1 pseudogene is annotated in these 232 nt (G+C 58.6%); it reads left to right on the top strand.

Annotated features, from left to right (window positions below):
- Positions 1-232, top strand: a pseudogene (locus tag IF55_RS35785) (ABC transporter ATP-binding protein); the annotation flags it as partial.

Genomic DNA, 232 nt, shown 5'->3' on the forward strand with positions numbered 1-232 from the left:
GATGATGAATGATCTGACGGGGGAGCGGAATGTGATTTTGGGGGGGTTGGCGATGGGGATGTCGCGGGAGGAGATCCGGGCGCGGTATCAGGAGATCGTTGACTTCTCGGGGATCAATGAGAAGGGGGATTTCATTTCGTTGCCGATGCGGACGTATTCGTCGGGGATGGCGGCGCGGTTGCGGTTCGCGATCGCGGCGGCGAAGGATCATGATGTGCTGATGATCGATGAG

The organism is Streptomyces varsoviensis, assembly GCF_000718635.1.
GTDB classification, from domain to species: Bacteria; Actinomycetota; Actinomycetes; order Streptomycetales; family Streptomycetaceae; genus Streptomyces; species Streptomyces varsoviensis.